Source organism: Sphingobacterium sp. SRCM116780 (assembly GCF_021442025.1).
In the GTDB taxonomy this organism is placed as follows: domain Bacteria; phylum Bacteroidota; class Bacteroidia; order Sphingobacteriales; family Sphingobacteriaceae; genus Sphingobacterium.
On sequence record NZ_CP090446.1, the window covers coordinates 1,206,629 to 1,229,588 of the forward strand.

Sequence of the window (22,960 nt, forward strand, 5' to 3'; positions counted from 1 at the left end):
AGAAATTCGTTGAATTAAGGTCATTAATTATCGATTTAAAAATGATAGTTTGCTAATTTGGAGGCTAAATTGTTTTGATTTTATTATTTTTGTAGGATGAGAGAAAACGAAACTCGCTTATTTAAATTTCCGAAATTTTCTGATCTAATTGTTTTTGAAGATGATAACTTGATTGTCATCAATAAACCGCCTTTTGTGGCATCTTTGGATGAACGAGAGGGAGGAGAGGTTAATGTTTTACGATTGGCAAAAAAATATTATGCTGACGCTCAAATTTGTCATCGGTTAGATAAGGAAACTTCAGGTTTGTTGCTGATTGCGAAAAATCCAGAAACTTATCGTGCTGTATCTATTGAATTTGAAAAACGTCGGGTCAATAAAACTTACCATGCCATAATTGGAGGCACACATACTTTTACAGATCTTAAGGTTGATCTTCCAATTTTAAATCAGGGCAATAAAAATGTATCTATTGATCGTACAAATGGTAAAGCTGCGGTAACAATTTTTAATTCAATTCGATATTTTAATCATTTTACATTAGTCGAATGTAAACCGATTACTGGTCGTATGCATCAGATACGTATTCACTTAGCAACTCAACATGCTGCTATCGTGGGAGATGATATGTATCGTGGAAAACCTGTGTATTTATCGCAGATCAAAAAACGTGGATTTACCATGTCTAAAAATGAGGAAGAACAACCGATTATGAAACGTTTTGCTCTTCACTCCAAATATGTGGATTTTACAATAGATGGTAAGAAGTATGAATTTGAAGCCCCTTATCCAAAAGATTTTGCTACTTTATTAAAGCAATTGGAAAAATTTGATTCTTAAAATTTTGTAAGACATGACTCCAAAAACGAAAAAAATAATAGGAAATTCTTTATTTGTGGTGCTTATTTTGTTATTGATTTGGCCAACTAGTAGAGCTTATTTTCAACAAGGTTTAATGAAGATTGGTTTATTTAAACCTTCACTCGAAAAACCTAAAGAGGCTGATTTAAAAAAAGTTGTACCTACTGCAAAAGCAATTTCTTTTAAAAATGATAAAGGAGAGATTGTCCATATGGATGATTTGAAGGGAAAAGTTGTATTTATTAATTTTTGGGCGACATGGTGTCCTCCTTGTGTTGCTGAGATGCCTTCCATTGGAACTTTATATGAAAAATTGAAAGATAATAAAGATGTTGTTTTTCTTATTGTAGAAATCGAAGGAGAGGCAGAAAAGGCAAAAGCTTTTATGCAGGAAAAGAAATTGAACTTACCGGTATACTATCCAAATTCTGAAATTCCTCAAGATTGGTTAGGTGGTTCAATACCTACAACATTAATGATAAACAAGTATGGGGAAATTGCAGCTAAACACGAAGGCTTAGCAGACTATTCCCGTCAAGAGGTTTTCGATTTTATTATTGAATTAACAAAAAAGTAAGAAGACAATAATCAGTATGACAAGAGCAGAACTTATTCAACAGATCAAAATAAAGAAGACATTTCTTTGTGTTGGCTTGGATACAGATATCACGAAAATACCTGAACATTTATTGGCTGAGGAAGATCCAATTTATGCTTTTAACAAAGCAATTATTGATGCTACAGCAGATTTATGTGTTGCTTATAAGCCCAATATCGCTTTTTATGAAAGCTATGGAGTTAAAGGGTGGCAATCACTACAGAAAACTTGGGCTGCTTTGCCTAAAGATTGCTTGAGTATTGCGGACGCCAAGCGTGGGGATATTGGAAATACATCAAAAATGTATGCTCAGGCCTTTTTTGATGAGAAGCAATCCGGATTAGGTTTTGATTCGATTACTATTGCTCCTTACATGGGAAATGATTCTGTAACTCCTTTTTTGGATTTTGAAGGAAAATGGGCGATTGTATTGGCATTGACCTCTAATCAAGGAAGTTTGGACTTTCAGAATTTTGAAAATGCTTCAGGGACACAATTATTTGAACAGGTGATTGATAAGGTAAATACCTGGGGAACGATCGAAAATTTGATGTACGTAGTGGGGGCCACCCGTGGAGAGGGATTCATCAAAATCCGTGAACATGCACCAGAACATTTTCTATTGGTACCTGGAGTTGGTGCTCAAGGTGGTTCTCTTCAAGATGTTTGTCAGTACGGAATGAACAAAGATTGTGGTCTTTTAGTGAATAGTACGCGTGGAATAATTTATGCTTCTAATGGGCTCGATTTTGCTGAAAAAGCACGAGAAGAAGCTCTGAAATTGCAAAAGGAAATGGAAGCTGAATTAATTAAAGCTGGAATTATCAACTAGATTGATCCATTAAAATATACTGAAAAGCTTCATGTCGAAATATATGAAGCTTTTTTTTGTCACAAATTTTATATTTTGAGAAATTTTTAGTAACTAGAGTTAAAATTATGTTGGCAGAGTGGATGTTGTATACCACACAGATATAATGTAAATGAAAATAATGAAAAGAAAAAATAGTTGGATTCTTCTTGTATTAATCATCGTGATTTTCATTTCTATTCCTGTTTTTCATGTTTTGAAAACAAAGTGGAATGAAGATGATCATCATTCGGAAATACCTTATGGCTATACGAATGATGCTAGTCAACTGAATTTAACAAAAGTAGATACTATTATACAGGTTCCAGAAAATAAAGAGGAAATTAAACAATTTGAGAGAAACGCCTATTGACCTTTTAAATATAACCATTCGTGTTGTAAATCAGGATAATGATAGCTTCATGAATTATGCAAAAGAAGATATGTTTGGATTTGTATTCTTATTTAATCAAAAGAAAACGAAAAAGCAGGAGCAGGAAATGAAAATACTAACAAACCAGATTCTGGATCAAGTATTAAAAAATGATGGAACATTTTATTTGCCTTATCGCTTACATATTGATAAGGATAAAATGAGGAAAGCTTATCCGCAAGCTGATTTGTTTTTTAAACAGAAACTGAAATATGATCCTAGTGAGATTTTCAGCAATAAATTTTATGAACATTATAAATAATTTCGAATGTGGAATGAATAAAGTTGATTATTCCCAGAGCGGGTATCGTATATTTAAGAATAACTTATTATAAGAATACTACAGATGATTAAAACAATAAATGTACTGCTATTGACTTGTCTGTTAACGGCAAGCCATGTACTATCTGCACAAGAGAAAGAAGCTAATGTCGCCACGACAGCGGAAGTTGTAGTGCCAGAAGTAAGCTCTCTAAGTAATTCTAGCGATGACTCATACCAAGTCGCATGGGATCTTTACAAGGCGGAAAAGTATGAGGAAGCCCTAAAAGTTATCAATAAACTTATCGCTAAAGATAAAGGGAATGTGGCATATTATCAGGTAAAATGTTACATTCTGATTGGCTTAAAGAGAAATGCGGATATCATTACAACAGCAACTAAAGGACTTGAATTGGATGCTGAATATCATTCTTTTTATGATATTCGTGGAAATACCTATTATTTTGATTTGAAACCAGAATTAGCGAGATCCGATTATCAAAAGATGATCCAACTCAAACAAGATAATGCGCGGTATTTTAACAATTTTCTGAAATTACTTAATGAAATGCGTAAGGATGATGACATGATAAATGTGTTTGAGCTTTTTGAGAATAGTGTTAAAAGTGGAGAAGATATTGAAGAGCCTCACTATATCGCAGATGTTTATTTTTATGGAGCATTGGCTTATCAACGCAAAAAGGATAATTTAAAAGCGGTTGAACTTCTGAGCAAAGCAATTGAAAATTCTCCTGAGGCCGCTATGTACTATAATAATAGGGGCTTGATTTTTCAAGATCTGGAGAAATTATTACCAGCAAAGAAAGATTTGGATAAAGCTATTGAATTGGATAATGACAATCCTGTTTATTATGAAAATAGATATTCTATTCTTTTTGATTTAAAGAAATATCAGGAAGCTCAAAATGATTTGTTGAAAGTTATTAGTTTAGGTAATTCGGATTTAGATATATATGCATCATTAGCGCTGACCTACGATGTTCTTAATAATTATTCAAAAGCAGCTGAATATTATGATTTGGTTTTACAAAAAAGTCCAAAACAACGAGTTGTGCTTGGTAATTATGCTTATGCTTTATTTGAATTGAATCAAATCCCGAAATCAATTGAAATGTTTGAGCGTGCGCTTGTTTTAGATCCCTCGGAGATAGATGTTTTAGTAGGTCTCGCGACCTTGTATCATTTGGATGGAAAAGAGTCTAAATCTGAAGAGATCGTTAAAGACATCAAGACAAAAACGAGTTACCAATTAAACAAAAATCTATTACAAACGCTAGAGAAAGAAGATTATAAGTTCTCTTCAAAGTTTAAATCGGCTTGGGAAAAACTATTTTAAATAGGGAGGATATAGAGTGAACGTTTTGAAAAGTTTAGTGGCAATAAATCAAAAGGTTAGTTGATACTTTTTAGCTGGCTTCTATATAATCTCATTACTGTAAAAATAATAGATGTTTTTGTGATGAATCCAGTGTTTTGAATTGATTTTAGTCAAATTTCCATTCTATAAATTCATATCAAATGCGTACCTTTGCGGCATGCCAGAAAAAATTATAATTCTTGACTTTGGTTCGCAATACACGCAATTAATTGCGCGTCGTGTAAGAGAACTTAATGTATACTGTGAAATTCATCCTTTCAACAATCTGCCTGAATTTGACGAAACTGTAAAAGGTGTTATCCTATCAGGAAGTCCCTATTCAGTAAGACAAGAGGATGCTCCTCAAATAGATTTTAAATCAATTCAAGAGCGTTTTCCTTTATTGGGAGTTTGTTATGGTGCACAATATATCGCTCAACAATCTGGAGGTGAAGTTTTACCTTCTGAGATTCGCGAATATGGTCGTGCTAATTTACAATTTGTGAATGCTGAGAATGAATTATTAACAGGTGTACCTGTTCAATCTCAAGTATGGATGTCACATGGTGATACAATAAAAGAAGTTCCTGCTAATTTTGAAATTATAGCAAGTACAGATAAAGTTCGCGTTGCTGCTTATCAAGTGGTGGGTACGAGAACTTATGGTATTCAGTTTCATCCAGAGGTGACGCATAGTACAGATGGTGTTGTGCTATTGAAGAATTTTGTTGTCAATATTTGTGGATGTGAGCAAGCATGGACACCAGATGCTTTTGCTGAAACAACAGTGGCTGCTTTAAAGGAACAATTGGGTGATGATCATGTTATCTTGGCTTTGTCAGGAGGAGTGGACTCTACTGTTGCTGCAGTTTTATTACATCAGGCGATAGGAAAAAATCTACATTGTATATTTGTAGATCATGGTTTACTACGTAAAAATGAATTCGAACAAGTGTTGGATTCCTATAAGAATATGGGACTTAACATCAAAGGTATAAACGCAAAAGAATTATTCTTTAGTCGTTTAGCTGGTGTTTCTGAACCTGAGCAAAAACGTAAAATTATTGGTAATTCTTTCATTGATGTATTTGATGAAGCTGCGAAAGAGATTCAAAAAGAATTGCCAGAAGGTGTTGAAGCGAAATGGTTAGGTCAAGGTACGATCTATCCAGATATTATTGAATCCGTTTCAGTAAAGGGTCCATCGGCAACGATCAAATCACACCACAATGTTGGAGGTTTACCTGATTTCATGAAATTGAAAGTGGTAGAACCCTTGAAAACTTTATTTAAAGATGAGGTAAGACGTGTGGGAAAAACGTTAGGTGTTGATCCTGCTATTTTAGGAAGACATCCTTTTCCTGGACCTGGTTTAGCGATTCGTATTTTGGGTGATATTACGGAAGATCGCGTTCGCATTGTACAAGAAGCAGATGATATTTTTATCCGTAATCTAAAAGAGGCAGGATGGTATGATAAAGTTTGGCAAGCTGGCACGATTTTTCTTCCCGTTCGTTCTGTAGGTGTGATGGGAGATGAGCGTACTTATGAACATGTGGTTAGTTTACGTGCGGTAGGTTCATTGGATGGAATGACTGCAGATTGGATTCACTTACCTTATGACTTGTTGGCTAAGATTTCAAATGAAATTATTAACCATGTTAAAGGAATTAATAGAGTAGTATATGACATCAGTTCTAAACCACCAGCAACGATTGAGTGGGAATAAGGTTGTTCTAGCAGTAGCATTGGCATTAAGCCTGGCAAGCTGTACAACACAAAAAAAAGGCGTACTTCGCTCACCTTCTTATACAAAGGGTGAGCAAGGTACGGTTTCTACTGGAGCGCCTTCTGCAACTCAAAAAGCAGAAGAAACTAAAAAATTGGATGCCGCAAAAGCGAGTGAAAATCTGAAAAAGCAAAAGACAATTGCACTACTTTTACCATTTCAATTAAACCATATCTCAGGCTATAGACCAACATCTGAAGACGTGAAAAGATCGGCTCTGGCTTTGGATTTTTATCAAGGTTTTCAATTGGGGATAGAGGAACTCGGTGCAAAAGGAAGTAAATTTAATCTTCAGGTTGTCGATTCTGAAGATGATAATTTTAGAAATGCTTCTTTAGCGACCTCTTCAATTATTAAAAATGCTAATTTGATTGTTGGACCTGTTTATCCAAAGGAAATTAAAGCTTTTGCTCAGTCTTTTAAGGACAAAAATATTCTTCAAATTTCTCCTTTAGCAGCGAGTTTAGCTTCGGATTTCTCCATTCCAAATTTAGTGTCTTTAACACCCTCTATTCGTACTCATTCGGAAGTGATGGCTAAGTACGTGTCGAAACAATATGGTTACGGTGATGTTGTTTTGGTCTACAATATACAGGATGCAGATAGCAAACAGTTTTTAGATAATTTTACTTCAGAAGTATTAGGTTATAATAAAAATGTTCAGATTAAAGTAGTTACTACGATTGCAGAACTAAATGAAAATCTAGTGGTTGCAGGTACTAATCATCTTGTTTGTGGAACAACGAATAAGAACCAAATAAGAGCTTTGCTTGCAAATATGGATGTACAGAGTTCTGAATCTGGTTATGCATTTAAATTATACGGTCATCCCAATTGGGCAAAATTGTCTTTTGATGAATATACCAATATGGATAGTTATGAGTTGACTGTTACGACCTCTTCATTAGTGGACGAATATGCCGAAAAGACTAGAAGATTTGACAATAATTATAAAGCTAAATTTACGGTAAGTCCCTCTGATTTTTCTTATAAAGGATATGATGCTGCAATTTATTTTGGTAATCTCCTGTCTAAATATGGGTCAGATATTGCTCAATATTTGGTGAAGGAAACATATACAGGAATAAATAACGAATTCAGTTTTGATTATTTTCCAAACTGGGGATACATAAATAGAGGGGTTAGGTTTATGGTTTACCATAATAATCGTTTTGATAGCAAGTAAGCATGAGTGATTTTAGCGAAAAGAGGGTTCATCAGCAAATTCGTAATTTTGAAAGAGCTATAGACGGATATGAAGGGAATGAACCTTTTGCCCGGTACCTTACCTCATTCTTTAAAATAAATAAACAAATGGGTTCTAAGGACCGAAAATGGACTTCCCGTTTGTGTTATAATTATTTTCGGTTGGGAAAAGCTGCTAAGCAATTATCGCAACAAAAAAGATTAATTCTTGCAGAATATTTGTGTGAAACAGAAAGCCCTTTTGTTTCCTTATTAGAACCAGAATGGAATTTGGATTTATCATTAGATGAGAAATTTCATTTTTTAAAAGAACAAAAGATTTTAGAACTGGACAGCATTTTCCCATTTAAAAAATATCTATCAAAGGAGATTGATCAAGATCGTTTTATTCAAAATCAATTTGTCCAGCCTGATTTATTTATTCGCGTTAGAAAAGGTAAGGAACAGTTTGTGAAAGCTATTTTTGAATCAGAAAAAATAGCTTACCATTTTGTTACATCTCAAACTGTGGCCTTGGAAAATGGTACTTCTTTACAACGATTTAAAGATTTGGATGGAGAAATCGAGGTTCAGGATTTATCTTCACAGCGTACGTTAGATTTTATGAAGGCCTTTCCAAAAGAGAGTTGGTGGGATGCTTGTGCAGCATCAGGAGGGAAGGCATTATTGTTTTTGGATGCTAACCCAACAATCAATTTGATGGTTTCAGATGTACGTATGAGTATTTTGCGTAATCTGGATGAACGATTTGATCGCGCAGGTATTAGAAATTATCGAAAAAAAATAGTTGATTTAACGAAAGACACAACTACTATTTTAGGTAATGAACTTTTTGATGGGATTATTTTAGATGCTCCGTGCACAGGTTCAGGTACTTGGGGGCGTACTCCTGAAAATATTAGTTATTTCGATATTAAGAAAATAGCGGAATTTTCTAGTTTACAAAAAGAAATTGCTAAAAATGTCTCCAGACATTTAAAAGTTGGAAAACCTTTGGTTTATATCACTTGTTCTGTTTTTGAAAAAGAAAACGAAGAGGTTATTCAATATATACAGGGGGAATTAGGCTATCAGCTAGAAGCTTATCAAGTTTTGAAAGGATATAATGAAAAGGCAGACAGCATGTTCGTTGCCCGCCTGATCAAATTATAAGTTATTCGCATTTGCTGGGTACAACAAGTACTGGGCAAGTTGCTTTTCTGATCACTGATTCTGAAACCGACCCGGATATAAAATGGTCAAATCCTGTTCTTCCATGAGATCCCATTACAATGAAATCTGCGGACCATTCGACTGCTGTTGCTAATATTTCTTCTTTGATAGAGCCGATTCTATTGAATAGAAAAACTTCGTGGGCCCCTTCAAATTCTTGTCCAAGTTCTTCTAAATATTTTTGGGCATTCTGTTGCTCAATCTCCGATACCTCAGGTATGATGATTGGTTGTTGTCCGAGCAAAGGATCTGCACCATAACTCGCTGGAGAGGTCGGGGAAGTAACGGTAACTAATGCTACCGAAGTTCCAAATTTTTTAACCATCTCTTTTGCATAGGCAATACACTTAAGAACACAAGGTTCATCTTCTACAGCTACTAATATTCTTGTGATTTTTACTGCATTCGTTTCCATGGTTATCGTATTAAAGTTTATATTCGTATATAATAACGGAATATACGTTTTTTTGTTTTGATATATACATGGAATACGGAATTTGTAATTTAACGGTTGTTCCTCTTCGAGCGGATGAGGCACACCGTAGTGAAATGGTTTCGCAAGTTATTTTTGGAGAAACTTTTGAAATATTAGCCAGGTCAATAAATTGGACAAAAGTTCGAACAACATCTGATAGCTATATAGGCTGGATACAGAATGGCCAATTTTTGACGGTAGATGATGTTGGTTTTTGTGCATATCAGCTGTTAAATAAAAAGTATATTGGCTTTGAAGGTGGTTTTTTATCTTATAGTGATCATCATATTCAGCTTTTACATGGAACTTTTCTTCGAGAAGGTTTCTCGTATTGTCAGGAAAATGACTCGCAGGAGTTTACAGTTCAGGTATTAACTTTGGGGCAAGAAGATTTTGTCAATAAAGTAAGTCATATCGCTAAGCAATATTGGGGTGCTCCTTATCTATGGGGAGGTCGATCAAAGTTTGGAATTGATTGTTCTGGTTTTTCACAGCTGGTTTATCAGTCATTCGGTTACCAATTACCTAGAGATGCTTATCAACAAGCTGAAATTGGAAACACGGTTGACTTTCTAACCGAGATTCAAGTGGGGGATTTAGCTTTTTTTGATAATGAAGAAGGAAAGATAACACATGTCGGTGTGATGTTGGACTCAGGAACAATTATTCATGCTTCATCTTGTGTGCGTATAGACCGAATGGATCAGGAAGGAATATTTAATAAGGAATTAAACAAATACACACATAAGCTCCGGATAGTAAAGCGATATATCTCAGAATAAAGATAAAATAAAAGGCTCGCGAGCCTTTTATTTTATCGGGTTAGTGAACCTTAAAATTTGAAAGTCAAACCAAATTTAGCTGTATCAAAAAAGTTGTTGAAGCTGTTGATATTAGCATTGAATGTATTTTGTGATTTTCCTCCTTCAGGTTTTTCTGAGTGGTAAGATAATAAATCTGTTAATCCAAAGTTGATCGCAATATTAGATGTTACGAAGTAATTAACTCCTAATCCAGCACCAGCACCAAATCCTTTGCTTTTAGGAATATCTACTGTAGTTGTACCGTTATTAATTTCCCCAGTTGTTTGGTTATAACCTGCAGCTAATTGTGCATAAGTTTTGAAACGTGAACCTAATTCTAAAAAGTAATAACGACCATAAGCACCTACACCAAACTTGTTGCTTTTTGCATAAGTATCTTCGCTTCCTGAATAATCAGTTTCTTTGTGATTACCAAAATTGAAATCTAATCCAACAGCAAATTTATCTGATACAAAATATCCTACAGAAGGGTTAAAATTGAAAGTGCTTGTTTTTTCTTTGTCTCCTTTATCATCAGAAGTGTTTGCAGATAAATTGCCTTCTATGATAAAGTCAGTTTTTTTGAAGCCAAATTCTTGAGCGTTAGAAGCAAATGTTAAACCAGCTACAGCAGTTAAAGTAAGTAATAATTTTTTCATCTTTTTAATGATTTGTGATTGTAATTTTAATAATCAATCCTTTTGACTATTTGATAGATATTATCAATACCGAGACCAAAGTTATTGTACATTGTCATAAAAATGTATGAAATAATAGGGTGTAAATATAAATTACACACTATTAATGCTTTATAAATAGTTTATATTGCTGATAATTTAAAATTTATATTCTAATTTTTTGAAATTCATACTGTATTAACTTTTTGTGAAAAAATGTCAGTTTTAATAATCTGACAAAAAATGACCAAATGTCAGTTAAGCTATTTAATCTTTTATTTTGTATTAATTGGTTCGTGACTTTTTAAGCAGATCATTTTAGTTTCTGAAAAACGTCCATGAAATGTTTCTTTATTCAAAAGGTGTGTTGGAAATGAACGTTTCGAAAAGTTTAGAGATAATCTTCTTTTGATTGCGAGTTGTTTGTGTGCGTTTACTCAAAGGGATAAGAAAATTTTCAAATTAACATAAAAAAGGCGATAGATCATTATTGATATATCGCCTTTTCTATAGTAGAAATTTTTATTATTTATTCGAAGTATTCTTTAATTCTTTCAAAGAATGATTTTTCTGCTTTGCCAGGTTGAGGTTTGAAATTTGGTGATTCTTTCAATTTCTGTAAAATTTCTTTTTCATCAGAAGATACAGCTTTAGGAGTCCAAATATTAACATACACCAGTTGATCTCCTTTATGATAAGAATTAACTTCTGGAATACCTTTCCCTTTTAATCTTAATATTTTACCAGCTTGTGTTCCAGGGTCGATTTTAATTTTTGCTTTTCCATCGATTGTTGGAACTTCTATGTTAGTACCTAAAGTTGCATCAACAAAATTAATGTACAAGTCATAGATAACATTGAGACCATCTCTTTTTAATGATTCATGTGGTATCTCTTCAATTAAGATAATTAAATCACCTGCAATACCTCCACGGGGAGCTGCATTTCCTTTTCCGCTCATCGACAATTGCATGCCTTCACTTACACCTGCAGGAATATTAATTGCAATCGTTTCTTCTCCTCTTTCTAATCCTTCTCCTCTACATGTTGTACATTTCGCTGTAATTTCGACTCCTTCTCCATTACAAGTAGGGCAGGTGCTGGTTGTTTGCATCTGTCCTAAGATGGTGTTGGTTACGCGACGTACAGATCCAGAACCACCACAAGTATTACAAGTATGGGAGGAAGATTTATCTTTTGCGCCAGTTCCGTCACATGTATGACAGTTTACTTGCTTATTTACTTTAACTTTTTTCTCGACTCCTTTAGCAATTTCCTCTAGTGTCAATTTTACCTTAATGCGTAGGTTTGTTCCTTTGGCAACACGACGACCACCTCTTGAACCGCCTCCTCCGCCACCAAAGAAGCTTTCGAAAGGATGACCACCTCCACCAAATATATCTCCGAATTGGCTGAATATATCATCCATATTCATACCACCACCATAACCACCACCGGAAGCCGAGTTACCTGCATGACCAAATTGGTCATATCGTTGCTTTTTCTGAGGATTGCTTAATACATCATATGCCTCGGCAGCCTCTTTGAATTTTTCTTCAGCTTCATGATCACCAGGATTTTTATCCGGATGATACTTTACGGCTAGTTTACGATAAGCAGATTTAATTTCTTTTTCATCTGCACCACGAGCTACACCTAATATATCGTAATAATCTCTTTTTGACATTGCTTTTTATCTTATTGACCTATAATTACTTTTGCATGACGGATTACTTTATCATTTAAATAGTAACCTTTCTCAATAACATCAATAATTTTATTTTTTAAATCTGGAGTGGGGGCTGGGATAGCGGTAATTGCTTCTTGTAAGTCAGCATCGAATTCTTTACCCAATACATCCATTTCTTGTAGTCCTTGGTGTTCCAAAGTCTGTCTGAATTTATTATTGACAATATCAATACCTGTTTTTACAGATTCTACATCCGTAGCGGTTTCCATCGCTTTTAAAGCTCTATCGAAATCATCTAATGTGGATAATAGTTTGGTGATAACATCTTTTCCAGCAGATTGAATCAGTTCAACACGTTCTTTGCTTGTACGTTTTCTATAATTATCAAATTCAGCTGACAAACGGACATATTTATCCTTTGCTTCTGCCAATTCAGCACTTAATTTTTCTTCAACAGAAAGTTCAATTGTTTCTTCTTGATTTTCTGCTGTATTATCCTCAATAGGATCTTGAATAGTCTCGTTATTATTTTCTTGTTCGCTCATATCTTTCTAAATTCTAAGTTGGAAACTCATGTTCTGTCTTAAAAATTAATTATAGTCAAAGTTGTTGCCAAAACAATAAAATCCGACACCTTGTCAGTAACCTGGAAATTGTACTAACAAAATGTCGGATGAGAGGGTTTTCTGTCAGTCTTGACGTTTATATTTCGACTTGATCTAATAACACACCATCTGCGGTTTTGATAATGCGAGAAGGCATATTTCGAATGATTTGGTAATCATGTGTTGCCATTAAAATAGCCGTCCCAGAGGAAGCGATATCACGTAAAAGTAAGACGATTTCTTCGGAAGTAGCCGGGTCAAGATTTCCTGTTGGTTCATCGGCTAATATAATTTCGGGATTATTTAACAATGCGCGGGCAATAACAATACGCTGTTGTTCTCCTCCAGAAAGTTCGTGGGGCATTTTTTTCAATTTCGAACGAAGACCTACTTTTTCCAATACGTCTAGCATTCTGTGCTCGATTTGAGATTTATCTTTCCAACCTGTTGCTCTAAGAGCGAATTCTAAATTTTTCTCTACCGAACGATCTGATAATAAGTGAAAGTCTTGAAAAACAATTCCTAGTTTACGTCTTAAGTAAGGTACATCATTGTCATGAAGTTTTTTAAGGTCAAAACCAGCGATTAATCCTTCACCGTTACCAATGTATAAATCTCCATAAATAATTTTAAGCAAACTACTTTTTCCGCTACCAGATTGACCGATAAGATAAAGAAACTCCCCTTTATTGATATTCAAATTCACATTGGATAAAACCAAATGCTTTTGTTGGTAGATATCGACGTTTTTTAATGTGATTACTGTATTTCCAGACATTGAACTATAATTCTAATTTTTTTATTTTTCCAAACGGTAATTCCTTTACCATTTGCATAATGTATTCCGATTTGTCACCCAATCCAATTTTGTCTAAAGACTTATCAGGACGATCAACCCTGAAATATGCTAATAACGTGAATGCATCGTCTCTTAATTGGACATAGTCTGGGATTTTAGCAACTCCTTTTACTTTGATTATATACATCTATTGACAAAGTTAGTACTTTTTATTTCAAAATCCTTTTACGAATATAAGGCTATGCTTATTGGTTTGCAAATAAAAAATCTAATGTATTTACACCATCAGCATAGTCATTTAATGCGGGATTCTGACTTGAACCGAATTTAAAAGTTGGTGTTTTGATTTTTAATTCTGTTTCTGAAGTCACACATTGCAAACGATCATTTTCTGCATTTAAGTATTGTACGACATCATTTAAATTTTCATACTCTTCATAATAAACGACTGCTAGAGGTGAAGCGATTTTTTTATCCTCCTTTAATAGTAAAAATCCATTATCATAATGTTTATCTGCATTGATGAGATAAATGGATTTGTTATAATCGTAATTATTATTGTATTTGAAATGCTTATTTACCGGTTCAAAAGATTCAATTCCTTCATAAAAATGACTGATATTATAATTTTTTGGAAAGAATAGCTTAGATACGGATCGACAACCTAAACCATAATAGTCAAAAATATCATGTCCCAATGCCTCTAATTGTTCTGGAGATTCATTTCCGGTAATTACAGCAACACTATTTCTATTTTTTCTGATGATATGTGGTTTCTGACCAAAGTAGTGTTCGAAATAACGGGATGAATTGTTCGATCCTGTTGCAATAACTAGATCAAAATTTGTTAGACGCTCCACCAATTCTATTTTTTCTTTAAAACGTGGTTCTAGTGCTATTAATGTATTGACAATATAAGTCGTCAAAGAAGCATCATCAGAAGAAACTTTTATCTGAGCATGGAAACCAGCAGCTAAAACACATAAGATATCATGAAACCCGACTAAAGGAATATTACCTGCTAATACTAAACCTACTGTTTTATTGCTTTGAAGATCTGGATAGCAGGATAACCAGTTTTCTAATTGATCAAAAGTTAAATTGCTCTTCCAAGTCGCAAAAGCTTTTTCAACATGATCAGATGTATACCATGCGTTTTTATATTGAGCAGATTGTATTAATTGATTTAACTCATCATTATCCTTATGAAATAAGTCTGCGAGTTTTACAAAAGCTTCTATTCGTTGTTTCTTTGTCAAAATGTAAAAATTAATAAACGTGTATACACAAATTTGTTTTATATTTGTCGTATTAAATACAATCAACAAAATCCAAATTACTCTTATTTTAACATGTGTAAAAAGATTTGATTGTATAAATCAATACAAAAATAGTTTTTTATCATAATTTTGAGGTTATAAATGGCGATTAAAATTACAGACGAGTGTATTAACTGTGGTGCTTGTGAACCGGAGTGCCCAAATAATGCAATATATGATGCAGGTGTGAGCTGGAAATTTTCCGATGGAACATCATTGGATGGTATTATTGACTTCGGAGATGGGGTGACATTAGATGCTGACGATTCCCAAGCTGCTGTATCTAATGAAGTGTATTATATTGTTTCTGACAAATGTACAGAGTGTGTTGGTTTTCATGATGAACCACAATGTGCAGCGGTTTGTCCAGTAGATTGTTGTGTAGATGACGAAGAAGTTCGTGAATCTCAAGAAGAATTATTAGCAAAAAAAGCTTGGTTACACGCTGAATAATTGCTATTTAAAATAAAATTTCGAAAAAGGTAGAATATTAAAATATTCTACCTTTTTTTATGCTTTTACCTTTCTACTAAGTTTGTAGTTATTACAAACAGCCATATTTATATTTGTGAATGCCTAGTATTTTTTTATTTTTGTATTTAACCTTTTTAAAAGTTTGCTGATGTTTAAATCAAAAATGGGGCTAATTACCCTTGTTTCGATCACTATTGCTGTCCTTATTGCAATCTGTTACGAATTTAGTTGGGTCAATTTTTCTCCATCATTTTTAATGGCAGTAAGATGGATTGTTGCAACAGTGTTGGTGGTGAATGCTTTTGTTAGAAGAAATCTGACGACCTGGATCTTGACCTGTATGATCTTAGGTATTTTCGTGGGTTTAGATTTTCCTAATATTGCGATATCACTTCAACCTTTGAGTAAGGGTTTCATTAAATTAGTAAAAACAATTGTAGGTCCTATTCTATTTGCGACTTTAGTTTATGGTATTGCTGGGCATTCAGATTTAAAGCAAGTGGGACGTATGGCATGGAAGTCTATGTTGTATTTCTTTTGCGCAACTACCTGTGCTATTTTCATTGGACTAGGGGCTATAAATTTAACCAAAGCAGGTGTTGGAGTAGATGTTGCACATATGCCACACGAAGAATTGCCTGTGGCTAAAATCAGCAATGATGCCCAAATTTTAGAGACTTTACCTCAACATGTTCATCCTGTCTATAAGCTCACCGCTTTTTTCAGGGATCTTTTTCCAGAAAATATTGTAAAGGCTGTTTATGATAATCAAGTCTTGCAGATTGTTGTCTTTTCAGTTTTGTTCGGTATCGGTCTTGCTATGGTGGACGAGAAAAAACGAAAACCATTGGTGGATTTTACGGAAAGCCTTTCCGAAACGATGTTTAAGTTTACGAACTTAATCATGTACTTTGCTCCGATAGGTGTAGGAGCAGCAATGGCATTTACAGTCGGACATCTTGGTGTGGACATTCTGAAGAATTTATTTATGTTATTGGCGACTTTGTATTTAGCATTATTTGGTTTCTTGCTTTTGGTTTTGTTACCCGTAGCACTTTACTTAAAAATTCCAGTATTAAAGTTTATAAATGCAATCAAAGAACCCGTATCCATCGCTTTTGCGACAACAAGTTCTGACGCTGCTTTGCCAAAAGCCATGTCTGCAATGGAAAAATTTGGAGTTCCGCGTAAGATTGTATCATTCGTTATACCAACGGGTTATAGTTTTAACCTTGATGGAACGTCTTTATATTTATCGTTGGCTGCTATTTTTGTTGCGCAAGCAGCTGGAATTCATTTATCTTTCGGTGAACAATTGATGATTGCTTTTACGTTGATGATTACTTCCAAAGGTGTGGCAGCTGTGCCACGTGCTTCATTAATTATATTAATTGCCACCGCAGATCAGTTTGGCTTACCTACTTTTGTTATTGCAGCAATTTTAGGTATTGATGAGTTGATGGATATGGCCAGAACATCAGTTAATGTAATTGGGAACTGTTTAGCAACAGTTGTTGTTGCTAAATGGGAGGGAGAATTTGATGAAGAGGCTCCTTTTAGAGAAGATGATGAAAAATCTGAATTGCTGAGCTAATCATTTTGCAAGTATAAAAAAGGATCTTAATATTATTTTAAGATCCTTTTTTATCTATAGGAGTTTTCCATCTACATAATACCAAATTCCTTGAATTTCTTTGAAATTCGATCTTTCATGATGGATTTGTAAATTAAGCTGGCTATCTAAGTAATGTGCTTCAAATTCCACTACATTTACGGTACTTCTTAAAATATGTAATTGCATCCATTTGGATTCTTTTGCCCATGCTTCAATATGTTTTTTGTTTTGAAACCTACGGGTAGCTGGATGAAAACTAGCATATAGAAAATTAATATTTCCAACGACAAAAGCAGCATATCTTGCTCGCATTAATTGTTCTGCTGATGTTGCTTGTTTTTGGTCAAGATGAACTTTTTGACAACAATCACTATACGGAAGCAAATGGCCGCATGGGCACATGGAGATTGGATCTTCTATCACACTTATCAATATTGATGGTCTGACAAAAGTAAACAATGATTTGTTTTTGTTTCAAACTATTTTAAACTTTTATCGTGGAAAAATATTGAAGATGTATAGATAAGTTTTTTTCAATCTCTTGATTAACACTGGATTTTATTCTTTTAACAAAAATTAACAGTAGAGGATTAATCCTCTAAGTCAAAGTATAGTCATATCTACAACAAATTGATAATATAATATTAAAAAATAAGGAGGAGCAGTTATGAAAAAGTTAGTTTACTTGGCGGTTTTAGTTGGCGGTTTATTTTTTGCAAAACCTGCAGAAGCTCAAGTTAATGTCAACATTAATATCGGTAGCCAACCTTTATGGGGACCTGTTGGTTATGATTATGTACGTTATTACTACATTCCAGAAATAAATGTATATTATGATGTTCCCAACAGAAGATATACTTATTATGAAGGTCGAAGATGGATCACTCGTGGAAATCTGCCAGGAAGATACCGTAACTTTAATTTTTATAATACCTATAAGGTAGTTGTAAATGATAGAAATCCATGGAGCCATCATGATCGATATAGTAGAAATTACGGACAGTATGCTCATGCTAGAAATCAAGTAAATTTACGAGATTCTAGAAGAGGAAACCGTTATTCATATGACCATGACCGTGGTCACGACCATGATCGTTATGATAACCATAGAGATCATAGAGACAATAGATATGGTGATAAAAATGGAAAATATAAACATGGTAAAAAAGACTATGATCATAGATCAAATAGAGGTGAAGGACATGGCAGAAGATAAGCGTTAGTTTTTATAGATGTTTGAGTAAAAGAGGAAACTTCGGTTTCCTCTTTTTTTGTTTTTATCATGTTATATTAGATAGGATAAGCCGTCTCACTTTTGGTTTCAGATAAGACAAAATAAGTCTGCACCGTATTGACATGCGGTAATACAGCTAATCGATATCTTAAAAATTCATGATAAGCTTGCATATCTTTAGTTGCTATACGAAGCATAAAATCATAGGAACCTGCCATTTGATAACATTCCATTACTTCAGGAAATTTAGCGACTTCTTTTTCAAATTCGTTCAATACTTCTGCTGTGTGTGCTTTCAAAAATACTTGTGAAAATGAAATCAAATCGATATTGATTTTATGCCTATTTAGAATGGCAACAGTTTTTTTGATATACCCTTGTTGTTTAAGTTTTTTCACTCGCTCATGAATAGCTGCGATAGATTTATGCACTTGAAAAGCTAATTCTTTATTACTTAAAGTTGCATCATGTTGCAATAACCTTAATAATTTAATATCTGTCTCATCTAATTGCATATTGTTTTTTTTATTGATATGTAGAGCATGCTTTGGTTAAAACTGAATAATATTTTAAATATAATGGTATTTCAACGAAATTTATTGTTTTTTATAATTGATGTTGAATAATATTTTGTTTTACGTCAAATTTGCTGATGAAATTAAATTTTATTTATTGAAATTTAATAACATCTACAATCAATAAAACAGTGAATTATGAATAACGAAGCAATATTTAGTAAATGTCTATCTCCTGAGCTTGATAGTCGATTTAAACATTTGTGGTGTTTAGTCGGCAATACCCCGATGCTGGAATTGCAATATACGTATAAAGGAAAAAGTGGAAAAATCTACGTAAAATGTGAAAATTATAATTTAACAGGGAGTATCAAAGATCGTATGGCATTATATATCATGTATAAAGCTTATATGAATTGTCAGATTCAACCTGAAGATGTGATTGTTGAAGCGACAAGCGGAAATACAGGTATTTCTTTTTCTGCTATAGGTAAGGCTTTAGGACATGAAGTAAAGATTATTATGCCAAATTGGTTGAGTAAAGAGCGTATTGATATTATCAAAAGCATGGGTGCAGATATTCAATTGATTAGTAAAGAAGAAGGTGGGTTTCTAGGTAGTATTCAGTTAAGCGAAGAGCTAGCTAAAAAAGGAGGTGTATTTTTACCTAGACAATTTGAAAATCAATTTAATGCCGAGGCACATGAATTGACTACTGGTAAAGAGATCGGTCTTCAATTAGCATCTATTGGGTTAGTTGCGGATGCGTTTGTTGCAGGTGTCGGTACAGGGGGGACTGTAATGGGGGTTGGTAAACATCTCCGCAGTTTAAATCCTAATGTAAAAATACATCCTTTGGAACCAGCCGAAAGTCCGACTTTATCAACTGGTTATAAGATTGGTTCACATCGTATTCAAGGAATTTCTGATGAGTTTATTCCAGCTATTGTCAAATTGAATGAATTGGATGAGATTGTTTCTGTTTCGGATGGCGATTCTATTATTATGGCTCAAAAACTAGCAAAAGAGCTTGGATTAGCGGTTGGCATCTCTTCGGGAGCAAATGTTATTGGAGCGATTAAACTGAAAGAACAATTCGCTGATGATACCGTTGTTGTTACCTTGTTATGTGATGACAATAAAAAATACCTAAGTACAGATCTGGTTAAAGAGCAATCGATACAGGAGGGTTATATTTCTACAGATTTGACTTTTACAGGATTTCAACCAATTAGTCGATTGGAAAAATCTCTTTTTAAAGCTGAGAAAATATAATTTTTGTTTCCATCTAAAAATTTTTAGATGTAGTGTGTTTATAATTAAGTAGTATCTGACCCAAAAGGATTCGTCTTTTTGAGGTCAGGTTTCTAACCAATCACCATTTGCCTCTTGGCATTATTATGTATAATTATGAAAAGTTTAATCGTAAAATTATTGCTTTTGATAGGGCTTATATTACCTGTTTTTTCCTATGCTCAAGAACCCGACACATTACAGAATGTAGATGAGTTAGAGTTTGTTGATGGAAGTGTTATGGAAGAAGCTTCTTCTGCGGATACTGTCATTGGAGTAAAAGCAGATACAGCTGCGGTAGTTAAGAAAGCGGAGTCTATAATAAAAGGGGAAGAGAACAAAGAAACGTCTCTTTTTGGCATATTTTTAGGCGGGTTGTTAGGTGGGTTTGCAGCTTTATTAATGCCTTGTATTTTTCCGATGTTACCGCTTACTGTCAGTTTTTTTACCAAGGGTAATCAAAATAGATCAAAAGCTTTTGGACGAGCTTCGTTTTATGGAATCTCTATTATTGTCATTTATGTGATATTAGGACTCGCAGTGACACTAATCTTTGGTTCAGATGCTCTTAATTCATTATCTACGAATGGTATTTTTAACTTCTTTTTCTTTTTGATGTTGTTAGCTTTTGGAGCTTCATTTTTAGGAGCGTTTGAAATCAGCCTCCCAAGCTCTTGGGTAAATAAGATGGATGAAAAGTCCGATAAAGGGGGATGGGCAGGCATCTTTTTTATGGCTGCAACTTTAGCCCTAGTTTCGTTTTCTTGTACAGGACCTATCATTGGTACTCTTTTGGTACAAGCGGCAACCAGTGGCGCTTTATTAGGCCCTGCTATTGGTATGTTTGGTTTTTCTCTGGCTTTAGCCATACCATTCGCATTATTTGCGCTGTTTCCTAGTGCAATGAAAGCAATGCCAAAATCTGGTGGTTGGCTGAATAGTGTAAAAGTAGTGTTGGGTTTCTTAGAACTAGCTTTTGCATTAAAATTTCTATCCAATGTTGATTTGGCATATCATTGGAATTGGTTTGACAGGGAAATATTTTTGAGTTTATGGATTGTCATATTCGGATTGATGGGACTTTACTTGTTGGGTAAAATCAAATTTGCTCATGATAGTAACTTAGCACATTTGTCTGTTGTTAGAACCTTTTTTGCGATTGTAGTCTTATCTTTTACCGTTTATATGATTCCTGGATTATGGGGAGCACCATTAAAATCAATATCTGCCTTTTTACCACCACAAAGTACACAAGACTTTGATTTGAATCAAGCTTCTTTAGGAAGTGCTACGCATAATGTCGATGTTTCAAGTCGTAAATATGCAAATTTATTTCATGCGCCTTTAGGATTGAATGTATTTTTTGATTACAAGGAAGGAATGGAATATGCTCAAAAAAATCATAAAATGGTGATGATTGATTTTACTGGACATGCATGTGTGAATTGTCGGAAAATGGAAGCCAATGTATGGACAGATCCTGATGTACGATCTGTTTTAAACAATGATATTGTCATTATTCAATTATATGTTGATGACCGAACGGAATTGGCGATTGAAGATCAGCAAAAGACAGCTGATGGTAAAACCTTAAAAACAATTGGAAGCAAATGGAGCTATTTGCAAGCACATCAGTTTGAATCGAATTCACAGCCATTTTATGTATTAATGGATCCTTTAAAGGAAAAAGTTCTCATTAAACCACAAGGTGCTGATTATGAAGCTAATTCATATCTTGTTTATTTAAAAGAAGGTTTAAAGGTATTCAAAAACATCCAATAAGGTTTAGGAAATGACTTGATAAAAAATATTTTATTTTGGACGAAAAAAGCTTTCATAAAATTGGATTACTGTTAAATTTAATCTTACTTTTACAGCGTAAAACCACTAAGCATAAAATTAAGCTTTTTACTAGGTTTTAGGTAAGGGTTAACAGTGAACTTATAAAATGAAGAAAGTATTCAGTCTAGGGATGTTCCTTGGATTATTATCAATAACATCTATTGCTTTACAATCATGTAATGAAGATGTCAAGAAAAAAAAGGATGGAGCTCAGCATATTGACGCTGTTGATAGTACAGACGTTGCAGACCCTATAGATACTGTTGAAAAGAAAGTATCAATTGATTCAACGACCACTAAGGATAAAAAGAGTATACTGCATCATGAGGTGGATACCGCGAGATTACTGACGGACTCGGTATCTCCACGCTATATTTATTTGACATTTGATGATGGACCTTTAAATGGTAGTCAATTTGTTGACTCAATAGCGACGGCTAAAAATATAAAAATAAATGTTTTTCTAATTGGGAAGCATGATAAAATGAGTAAGACTTTACATAAACACTATGAACGTTATCTCAATAATCCGTTAGTGGATTGTTATAATCATAGTTATAGTCATGCTAATAATAAGTTTACTAATTTTTATAGTAATGCGGAGACTTCATTCCAAGATTTTGATAATAATGAAAAGGCGTTGAATTTGAAGTATAAGATTGTTCGTCTTCCAGGTCGTAATATTTGGTATTTTGCAGATCGTAAGCGTATTGATATGCAAAGTGGGTCAAGTACTGCAGATTTATTATATCAAAACGGTTACCGTAGTATGGGATGGGATTGTGAATGGAAAAAAGGAAAACCATCTGGTATGCCTGTAGAATCGGTAAGTCAAGTTTATCGTCAAATCAACAACAGGTTGCGTAATGGTACATCATTTTCTAAGAATAATGTTGTGTTATTGATGCATGATGATATGTTTCAAACGCGACAAGCGCAAAAAAAATTGAGTGATTTAATCGATAGCTTGAAATTACATCCTAATTACAAATTTGCTCACATGAAGGATTATCCGAAACAAAACTAAAAAA

The 22,960-nt window shown here is 33.9% G+C and carries 25 protein-coding genes; 16 read left to right on the forward strand and 9 right to left on the reverse strand.

Features of this window, described 5'->3' with window-relative positions; genetic code table 11:
* Positions 1 to 96: 96 nt before the first annotated feature.
* From LZQ00_RS05300 to LZQ00_RS05340, 9 genes are all read left to right on the forward strand, one after another.
* Positions 97 to 840, forward strand: coding sequence for an RluA family pseudouridine synthase (locus LZQ00_RS05300; protein ID WP_234512565.1), 744 nt, complete (start codon positions 97 to 99; stop codon positions 838 to 840).
* Positions 841 to 853: 13 nt separating this feature from the next.
* Positions 854 to 1,438, forward strand: a complete 585-nt coding sequence (locus LZQ00_RS05305; protein WP_234512567.1) for a TlpA family protein disulfide reductase — start codon at positions 854 to 856, stop codon at positions 1,436 to 1,438.
* Positions 1,439 to 1,454: 16 nt separating this feature from the next.
* A complete protein-coding gene (gene pyrF / locus LZQ00_RS05310; protein ID WP_234512569.1) occupies positions 1,455 to 2,291 on the forward strand; it encodes an orotidine-5'-phosphate decarboxylase in 837 nt (278 codons plus the stop codon).
* 160 nt (positions 2,292 to 2,451) lie between these two features.
* On the forward strand, positions 2,452 to 2,682 hold the full coding sequence (locus LZQ00_RS05315) for a hypothetical protein (RefSeq protein ID WP_234512571.1): 231 nt from the start codon (positions 2,452 to 2,454) through the stop codon (positions 2,680 to 2,682).
* Entirely contained in the window at positions 2,663 to 3,004 is a 342-nt protein-coding gene (locus LZQ00_RS05320) for a hypothetical protein (protein ID WP_234512573.1), read from the forward strand. Before LZQ00_RS05315 ends, LZQ00_RS05320 begins: the two co-directional genes overlap by 20 nt.
* A gap of 84 nt (positions 3,005 to 3,088) precedes the next feature.
* The gene (locus LZQ00_RS05325; protein ID WP_234512575.1) at positions 3,089 to 4,360 is read left to right on the forward strand and encodes a tetratricopeptide repeat protein; all 1,272 of its coding nucleotides are present in this window, start codon (positions 3,089 to 3,091) and stop codon (positions 4,358 to 4,360) included.
* Between the two features lie 199 nt (positions 4,361 to 4,559).
* Positions 4,560 to 6,110: a glutamine-hydrolyzing GMP synthase gene (gene guaA, locus LZQ00_RS05330; protein ID WP_234512576.1), complete on the forward strand. Its 1,551-nt coding sequence runs from the start codon at positions 4,560 to 4,562 to the stop codon at positions 6,108 to 6,110.
* Positions 6,067 to 7,356, forward strand: coding sequence for an ABC transporter substrate-binding protein (locus LZQ00_RS05335; protein WP_234512577.1), 1,290 nt, complete (start codon positions 6,067 to 6,069; stop codon positions 7,354 to 7,356). The genes guaA and LZQ00_RS05335 overlap by 44 nt, the downstream gene beginning before the upstream one ends.
* A 2-nt stretch (positions 7,357 to 7,358) precedes the next feature.
* A complete protein-coding gene (locus LZQ00_RS05340; protein ID WP_234512578.1) occupies positions 7,359 to 8,528 on the forward strand; it encodes an RsmB/NOP family class I SAM-dependent RNA methyltransferase in 1,170 nt (389 codons plus the stop codon).
* A gap of 1 nt (position 8,529) precedes the next feature.
* On the opposite strand, the gene LZQ00_RS05345 is transcribed toward LZQ00_RS05340, so the two are convergent.
* Positions 8,530 to 9,003 carry a universal stress protein gene (locus LZQ00_RS05345; RefSeq protein WP_234512603.1) on the reverse strand — a complete coding sequence of 158 codons (474 nt, stop codon included), beginning with the start codon at positions 9,001 to 9,003 and terminating at the stop codon, positions 8,530 to 8,532.
* Between the two features lie 68 nt (positions 9,004 to 9,071).
* Between LZQ00_RS05345 and LZQ00_RS05350 the strand changes: the two genes are divergently transcribed.
* Positions 9,072 to 9,845, forward strand: a complete 774-nt coding sequence (locus LZQ00_RS05350) for a C40 family peptidase (protein WP_234512605.1) — start codon at positions 9,072 to 9,074, stop codon at positions 9,843 to 9,845.
* 50 nt (positions 9,846 to 9,895) lie between these two features.
* Here the strand turns inward: LZQ00_RS05350 and LZQ00_RS05355 are convergent, their stop codons facing one another.
* The 6 genes from LZQ00_RS05355 to LZQ00_RS05380 all read right to left on the reverse strand — a co-directional run bounded on the left by LZQ00_RS05355 (position 9,896) and on the right by LZQ00_RS05380 (position 14,896).
* Positions 9,896 to 10,525: an outer membrane beta-barrel protein gene (locus LZQ00_RS05355; RefSeq protein WP_234512607.1), complete on the reverse strand. Its 630-nt coding sequence runs from the start codon at positions 10,523 to 10,525 to the stop codon at positions 9,896 to 9,898.
* 547 nt (positions 10,526 to 11,072) lie between these two features.
* Positions 11,073 to 12,230, reverse strand: a complete 1,158-nt coding sequence (gene dnaJ, locus LZQ00_RS05360; RefSeq protein WP_234512609.1) for a molecular chaperone DnaJ — start codon at positions 12,228 to 12,230, stop codon at positions 11,073 to 11,075.
* Positions 12,231 to 12,241: 11 nt separating this feature from the next.
* Positions 12,242 to 12,778, reverse strand: coding sequence for a nucleotide exchange factor GrpE (locus tag LZQ00_RS05365; protein WP_234512610.1), 537 nt, complete (start codon positions 12,776 to 12,778; stop codon positions 12,242 to 12,244).
* 157 nt (positions 12,779 to 12,935) lie between these two features.
* Entirely contained in the window at positions 12,936 to 13,616 is a 681-nt protein-coding gene (locus LZQ00_RS05370; RefSeq protein WP_234512612.1) for a cell division ATP-binding protein FtsE, read from the reverse strand.
* Positions 13,617 to 13,620: 4 nt separating this feature from the next.
* Positions 13,621 to 13,824, reverse strand: a complete 204-nt coding sequence (locus LZQ00_RS05375) for a fructose-6-phosphate aldolase (RefSeq protein WP_234512614.1) — start codon at positions 13,822 to 13,824, stop codon at positions 13,621 to 13,623.
* A gap of 58 nt (positions 13,825 to 13,882) precedes the next feature.
* A complete protein-coding gene (locus LZQ00_RS05380) occupies positions 13,883 to 14,896 on the reverse strand; it encodes an acyl-CoA reductase (protein ID WP_234512616.1) in 1,014 nt (337 codons plus the stop codon).
* 162 nt (positions 14,897 to 15,058) lie between these two features.
* Here LZQ00_RS05380 and LZQ00_RS05385 point away from each other — a divergent pair, with 162 nt between their 5' ends.
* Together LZQ00_RS05385 and LZQ00_RS05390 are read left to right on the forward strand one after the other, a co-directional pair.
* A complete protein-coding gene (locus LZQ00_RS05385; RefSeq protein WP_234512618.1) occupies positions 15,059 to 15,409 on the forward strand; it encodes a 4Fe-4S dicluster domain-containing protein in 351 nt (116 codons plus the stop codon).
* Positions 15,410 to 15,578: 169 nt separating this feature from the next.
* The gene (locus LZQ00_RS05390) at positions 15,579 to 17,024 is read left to right on the forward strand and encodes a dicarboxylate/amino acid:cation symporter (RefSeq protein WP_234512620.1); all 1,446 of its coding nucleotides are present in this window, start codon (positions 15,579 to 15,581) and stop codon (positions 17,022 to 17,024) included.
* Positions 17,025 to 17,078: 54 nt separating this feature from the next.
* Here the strand turns inward: LZQ00_RS05390 and LZQ00_RS05395 are convergent, their stop codons facing one another.
* Complete coding sequence (locus tag LZQ00_RS05395; protein ID WP_234512622.1) at positions 17,079 to 17,468, reverse strand: YchJ family protein; 390 nt, start codon at positions 17,466 to 17,468, stop codon at positions 17,079 to 17,081.
* 244 nt (positions 17,469 to 17,712) lie between these two features.
* Between LZQ00_RS05395 and LZQ00_RS05400 the strand changes: the two genes are divergently transcribed.
* On the forward strand, positions 17,713 to 18,261 hold the full coding sequence (locus LZQ00_RS05400) for a hypothetical protein (protein WP_234512623.1): 549 nt from the start codon (positions 17,713 to 17,715) through the stop codon (positions 18,259 to 18,261).
* 74 nt (positions 18,262 to 18,335) lie between these two features.
* On the opposite strand, the gene LZQ00_RS05405 is transcribed toward LZQ00_RS05400, so the two are convergent.
* Positions 18,336 to 18,794, reverse strand: a complete 459-nt coding sequence (locus LZQ00_RS05405) for an Lrp/AsnC family transcriptional regulator (RefSeq protein WP_234512625.1) — start codon at positions 18,792 to 18,794, stop codon at positions 18,336 to 18,338.
* 198 nt (positions 18,795 to 18,992) lie between these two features.
* On the opposite strand from LZQ00_RS05405, the gene LZQ00_RS05410 reads away from it, so the two are divergent.
* The 3 genes from LZQ00_RS05410 (at position 18,993) to LZQ00_RS05420 (ending at position 22,956) form a co-directional block, all read left to right on the forward strand.
* Positions 18,993 to 20,069, forward strand: coding sequence for a PLP-dependent cysteine synthase family protein (locus tag LZQ00_RS05410; protein ID WP_234512635.1), 1,077 nt, complete (start codon positions 18,993 to 18,995; stop codon positions 20,067 to 20,069).
* A 135-nt stretch (positions 20,070 to 20,204) separates the two neighbouring features.
* Positions 20,205 to 21,869 carry a protein-disulfide reductase DsbD family protein gene (locus LZQ00_RS05415; protein ID WP_234512641.1) on the forward strand — a complete coding sequence of 555 codons (1,665 nt, stop codon included), beginning with the start codon at positions 20,205 to 20,207 and terminating at the stop codon, positions 21,867 to 21,869.
* A 166-nt stretch (positions 21,870 to 22,035) separates the two neighbouring features.
* On the forward strand, positions 22,036 to 22,956 hold the full coding sequence (locus LZQ00_RS05420; RefSeq protein WP_234512648.1) for a polysaccharide deacetylase family protein: 921 nt from the start codon (positions 22,036 to 22,038) through the stop codon (positions 22,954 to 22,956).
* The last annotated feature ends 4 nt before the right edge of the window (positions 22,957 to 22,960 follow it).

What these genes read in the sequence shown, in the direction of transcription:
- LZQ00_RS05385 (WP_234512618.1), top strand. Translation starts at nt 15,059, where the DNA reads ATGGCGATTAAAATTACAGACGAGTGTATTAACTGTGGTGCTTGTGAA.
- LZQ00_RS05390 (WP_234512620.1), top strand. Translation starts at nt 15,579, where the DNA reads ATGTTTAAATCAAAAATGGGGCTAATTACCCTTGTTTCGATCACTATT.
- LZQ00_RS05315 (WP_234512571.1), top strand. Translation starts at nt 2,452, where the DNA reads ATGAAAAGAAAAAATAGTTGGATTCTTCTTGTATTAATCATCGTGATT.
- LZQ00_RS05405 (WP_234512625.1), bottom strand. Translation starts at nt 18,794, where the DNA reads ATGCAATTAGATGAGACAGATATTAAATTATTAAGGTTATTGCAACAT.
- LZQ00_RS05300 (WP_234512565.1), top strand. Translation starts at nt 97, where the DNA reads ATGAGAGAAAACGAAACTCGCTTATTTAAATTTCCGAAATTTTCTGAT.
- LZQ00_RS05340 (WP_234512578.1), top strand. Translation starts at nt 7,359, where the DNA reads ATGAGTGATTTTAGCGAAAAGAGGGTTCATCAGCAAATTCGTAATTTT.
- LZQ00_RS05400 (WP_234512623.1), top strand. Translation starts at nt 17,713, where the DNA reads ATGAAAAAGTTAGTTTACTTGGCGGTTTTAGTTGGCGGTTTATTTTTT.
- LZQ00_RS05355 (WP_234512607.1), bottom strand. Translation starts at nt 10,525, where the DNA reads ATGAAAAAATTATTACTTACTTTAACTGCTGTAGCTGGTTTAACATTT.
- LZQ00_RS05350 (WP_234512605.1), top strand. Translation starts at nt 9,072, where the DNA reads ATGGAATACGGAATTTGTAATTTAACGGTTGTTCCTCTTCGAGCGGAT.
- pyrF (WP_234512569.1), top strand. Translation starts at nt 1,455, where the DNA reads ATGACAAGAGCAGAACTTATTCAACAGATCAAAATAAAGAAGACATTT.
- dnaJ (WP_234512609.1), bottom strand. Translation starts at nt 12,230, where the DNA reads ATGTCAAAAAGAGATTATTACGATATATTAGGTGTAGCTCGTGGTGCA.
- LZQ00_RS05365 (WP_234512610.1), bottom strand. Translation starts at nt 12,778, where the DNA reads ATGAGCGAACAAGAAAATAATAACGAGACTATTCAAGATCCTATTGAG.
- LZQ00_RS05370 (WP_234512612.1), bottom strand. Translation starts at nt 13,616, where the DNA reads ATGTCTGGAAATACAGTAATCACATTAAAAAACGTCGATATCTACCAA.
- LZQ00_RS05420 (WP_234512648.1), top strand. Translation starts at nt 22,036, where the DNA reads ATGAAGAAAGTATTCAGTCTAGGGATGTTCCTTGGATTATTATCAATA.
- LZQ00_RS05415 (WP_234512641.1), top strand. Translation starts at nt 20,205, where the DNA reads ATGAAAAGTTTAATCGTAAAATTATTGCTTTTGATAGGGCTTATATTA.
- LZQ00_RS05375 (WP_234512614.1), bottom strand. Translation starts at nt 13,824, where the DNA reads ATGTATATAATCAAAGTAAAAGGAGTTGCTAAAATCCCAGACTATGTC.
- LZQ00_RS05410 (WP_234512635.1), top strand. Translation starts at nt 18,993, where the DNA reads ATGAATAACGAAGCAATATTTAGTAAATGTCTATCTCCTGAGCTTGAT.
- LZQ00_RS05325 (WP_234512575.1), top strand. Translation starts at nt 3,089, where the DNA reads ATGATTAAAACAATAAATGTACTGCTATTGACTTGTCTGTTAACGGCA.
- LZQ00_RS05345 (WP_234512603.1), bottom strand. Translation starts at nt 9,003, where the DNA reads ATGGAAACGAATGCAGTAAAAATCACAAGAATATTAGTAGCTGTAGAA.
- LZQ00_RS05305 (WP_234512567.1), top strand. Translation starts at nt 854, where the DNA reads ATGACTCCAAAAACGAAAAAAATAATAGGAAATTCTTTATTTGTGGTG.
- guaA (WP_234512576.1), top strand. Translation starts at nt 4,560, where the DNA reads ATGCCAGAAAAAATTATAATTCTTGACTTTGGTTCGCAATACACGCAA.
- LZQ00_RS05335 (WP_234512577.1), top strand. Translation starts at nt 6,067, where the DNA reads ATGACATCAGTTCTAAACCACCAGCAACGATTGAGTGGGAATAAGGTT.